We start from the raw sequence: 3,856 nt of genomic DNA, 5'->3' as shown, positions 1-3,856 counted from the left end.
AGCGGGGAGGCGCGCTGCCTGACAACGGGACCATTGCACGTCTGGGAGCTGGCCTGGTCGCCCGACGGGTCGGCGATCGCGGCGATCGTCAGTGATCTCCCCTATGCCTGGTCCTGGTACCGGTCGCGACTGGCGCGCATCGACGTGGCGACAGGCGAGGTGACGACCCTCTACGCGCCCGAGCGGCAGATCACCGGCGCGACGTGGTCGCCGGATGGACGCGCGATCGCGCTGATCACCAGCACCTGGAGTGATCCGGGCATGAGCGGGGGCGACGTGGTCGTCGTCCCGGCCGCGGGGGGTGCGGCGCAGCCGCTGACCGCGGGGGAGCCGCGGTCGTACCTGTCGCTCCACTGGGTGGCGGATGGACGGCTCTTCGCGGCGGCGCTCGAGCGTAATCGGGCGGCGATCTGCCTGCTCGATCCGACCGGCGGTGGGCGGACGCGGACGCTGTGGGCGGGGGAGAAGTTCTTCAACGTCTACGGCACCGGCGTCGCCATCAGTGCCGACGGCCGGTTGGTGGCCACGGGGATCAGTGCCCCGACGGAGCCGGTGGAGCTGTGGGTCGGGCGGATCGCGGATCAGGGGCCGGAAGGGGTCCAGTGGGAGCGGCGCAGCGCGGTCAACGCCGAGTTCCCGGCGGACTTACTCAGCCCGTACGAGACGCTGCGCTGGACGGCGCCCGACGGCATGGAGATCGAGGGGATGCTGGTTCGCCCGCAGGGAGCGGGTAACCCGCCCTGGCCGCTGGTGACGCTCATCCACGGCGGCCCGACTGGCTCATGGGCCTATGGCTTGCGCCCGTCCGGCCCCGGCGGTTGGATCCACCTGCTGGCGGCGCGCGGGTGCGCCGTCCTGCTACCGAACCCGCGCGGGAGCGCCGGGTACGGGCTGGCCTTTGCTGAGGCCAACATCGGCGACCTCGGGGGCGGAGATCTGGAGGACATCCTCGCCGGGGTGGACGCCTGCGTGCGGGACGGCATCGCCGATCCGGAGCGGCTGGGCGTCGGCGGCTGGAGCTACGGCGGCTACCTCACCTGCTGGGCCATCACCCAGACCGATCGGTTCCGGGCGGCGGTGGCCGGAGCCAGCATCACCAACTGGTACTCGTTCCACGGAGGCACGAACATTCCCCGGTTCGATGAGATCTTCCTCCGGGCCGACCCCTTCGCGCTTGACGGGCTGTATGCGACGCGCTCGCCGATCTTCTACGTAGACCGGGTGCGGACGCCGACGCTGTTCCTGCATGGGGAGCAGGACCCGTGTTGCCCCGTCGGCCAGGCGTACGAGATGGCGCGCGGCCTCCGTGCCCACGGGGTCGAGGCCCGGTGCGTCGTCTACCCGCGCGAGCCGCACGGGGTGCGCGAGCGTGAGCATCAGCGGGATGTGCTGGAGCGGGCGGTGGACTGGTTCGTGGAGCGGCTTGGCGTCGCGCGGTCGTCGTAGGCGGCGCGTACTCGCAAGGGATTGAGGGTGAGGCTTCCTACATCACTCGCAGCTTTGGCCTACCGGGACTTCCGGCTCCTCTGGGCCGGGCAGTTCGTGGATATGCTCGGCACCCAGGTGCAGACGGTGGCGCTGGGCTGGCTCGTCTATTCCTTGACCGGCTCGACCGCGGCACTGGGTGGGGTCGGGCTGGCGCGGGCGATCCCGACGATCCTGCTCTCGATCTTCGGCGGGACGCTGGCGGATCAGGTCGACCGCCGCCGGGTCCTGCTCGTGTCGCAGAGCTTCCTCGCCGGACTCAGCGCGCTCCTCGCCTTGATCATCTCGCTCGGCAAGGCGAACGTGCCGATCCTCTACGCCTTTGCGGCGCTCACCGCGGCGGCCGCGGCGTTTGACTCGCCGACGCGGCAGGCCCTCATCCCTTCCCTGGTGCCGCGCGAGCGGCTGCCGAACGCCTTGACGCTGAACGTGCTCGCCTGGGAGACCGCGGCCGTCCTCGGCCCGGCCACCGGGGGTGTGATCATCAAGGTGTTCGGGGTGAGTATGGCCTACTGGATCAACGCGGCGTCGTTCCTCGCCGTGCTCAGCGCGATCGTGGCGATGCGCACCCGCGCCCCGGTGCCGGCCGGGCCGCGGCGGGGATGGTCCGCGGTGGTCGAGGGCCTGGAGTTCGTGCGCGGTCGCGCCATCCTCTGGCAGTTGATGCTGGTCGACTTCCTCGCCGTGCTCTTCGTCTCGTCGATGGGGCTGCTCCCGGCCTTTGCGCGCGACGTGCTGGCGGTGGGCTCGGAGGGGTTGGGCCTGCTCTACTCGGCTCCGGCCGCGGGGGCCGTCGCCGGCTCGCTGATCTTCGCGCTGCTGCCGTCCCCGCGCCGGCCGGGGCGCGTCGTGGCGCTGGCCGTTGCGGCGTATGGGATTTCTCTGGCGCTCTTCGGTATGGCCCGGTCGTTCCCGATGGCGCTCGGGCTCCTGGCGCTGGCTGGGGGGTTGGATGCCGTCAGTATGGCGATGCGCCACACCGTGCGGCAGTTGGCGACGCCGGACTCGCTCCGGGGCCGGGTCGGTGCCTTGGCCTCGGTGTTTTCCGCCGGCGGGCCGCGGCTGGGCGAGTTCCAGGCCGGGATGGTCGCAAGCGTGGTCGGCGCGCGCTATGCCATGGTCCTCGGCGGGAGCGCCTGCCTGCTGATGGTCGTGACCTCTCGCTGGTGGGCGCGTCAGCTCTGGCAGTACCGGGGTGAGGAGTTGCCGGAGGGGCATGGCGGCGTGTCCGACGAGGTCGAGGTGCCCGGCGCCGCAGAGTCATCCGTTGCCCGTGCGGACTAGACCGTGTACATCCAGTCATGTTGCGCGGTGTTCTTGACGGCTCGGTAGTAGACGTGGACTATGCGGAGCACGTTTTCTATAATCGTGAGCGTGCAACTGGTTGCGCGCTAATGGTCTCGGTGTGCAGGTGAACGCCAAGCCGAGGAGTCGTGCATCCAGGGTGTCCTGACCGAGTGCGGAGGGTGTTGGGCAACCGATGGATCAGGCTCAGGGGTGCCATGTGCTGGTCGTTAGCGACCGCCACGACTTGAGGGAGCACCTCCTGGCCATCCTCGAACGACTGGGAGGACGAGCAACCGGTGTGGTGACGGTGGCGGAAGCGATCGCCCATGCCGCCAAACACCCGCCGGACGTGGTCGTGCTCGATGCGTCCCTTATCCCCGACAATAATGCCGGATGGGTGGACTCCCTCCGCCCGCGCCTCGGCGATCCCATCGTGGTCGGCGCGCTCGCCGACTCCGCAACGCCCCAGACCGCAGCCCTGATGGCGGTGGGCGTTGACGCCGTGCTGCCCGTGACGCTCATGGTGGCGGATGTGGAGCGCCTCCTCGGGTTGCGGCGTACGCTCACCATGGCGTCGAAAGCGGATCAGCGCCGGCACCTGCGTCGGATGGCCGCGATCCGCCAACTCGCCCTTGAAGTGCTCGACCTGGCCGAGTCCCCGGAACGGCTGGGGGAGGCGCTGGAGGTCGCCCGGCGGTTGCTGGACGCTCGCGGCCTGGCGGTGTGGTTGCTGGCCGAGGGGGAGGACCGGCTTGCCGCGTTGGCCGTGGCCGGGGTGCCCGACCGCTTCGTGCGCCACATCGAAGAGCGGTCGGTCGGGCGGGGGCGGGAACAGGTGGACGCCGCGGTTCGGAACCAGCATGAGCCGCTCCGCTACCCGGGCGAAGGCAGCGATGCCCGGCGGTTGAGCGACCCGGCGATCGCCGAGGAAGCCGGCATCCGGCTGGCCACCATCATGCCGATACGGGATGCGTCGACGGTCTACGGCCTGCTTTCGGTCTACTACGGCGACGCGGCAGACTACGACCCGCTCGACCGGTCGATCGGCGACGTCCTGGCGGCGGCGCTGGCGGCGGCGCTGGCG

The 3,856-nt window shown here is 70.6% G+C and carries 3 protein-coding genes; all 3 read left to right on the top strand.

Translation table 11 applies throughout. From position 1 onward, the window contains the following. Positions 1-1,446: S9 family peptidase (locus IRZ30_RS16215; protein WP_294086644.1), on the top strand; the 1,446-nt coding region annotated here is incomplete at its 5' end. Between the two features lie 27 nt (positions 1,447-1,473). After that, on the top strand, positions 1,474-2,769 hold the full coding sequence (locus tag IRZ30_RS16210) for an MFS transporter (protein WP_294086643.1): 1,296 nt from the start codon (positions 1,474-1,476) through the stop codon (positions 2,767-2,769). A 196-nt stretch (positions 2,770-2,965) separates the two neighbouring features. Then, positions 2,966-3,856 (top strand): GAF domain-containing protein (locus IRZ30_RS16205; protein ID WP_294086642.1); only part of this gene is annotated, 891 nt, incomplete at its 3' end.

This window comes from Sphaerobacter sp. (assembly GCF_019683595.1).
Classification (GTDB): Bacteria; Chloroflexota; Chloroflexia; order Thermomicrobiales; family Thermomicrobiaceae; genus Sphaerobacter.
The sequence above is the reverse complement of the archived record's forward strand: the minus strand, read 5'-3'. Positions and strand labels throughout refer to the sequence as shown.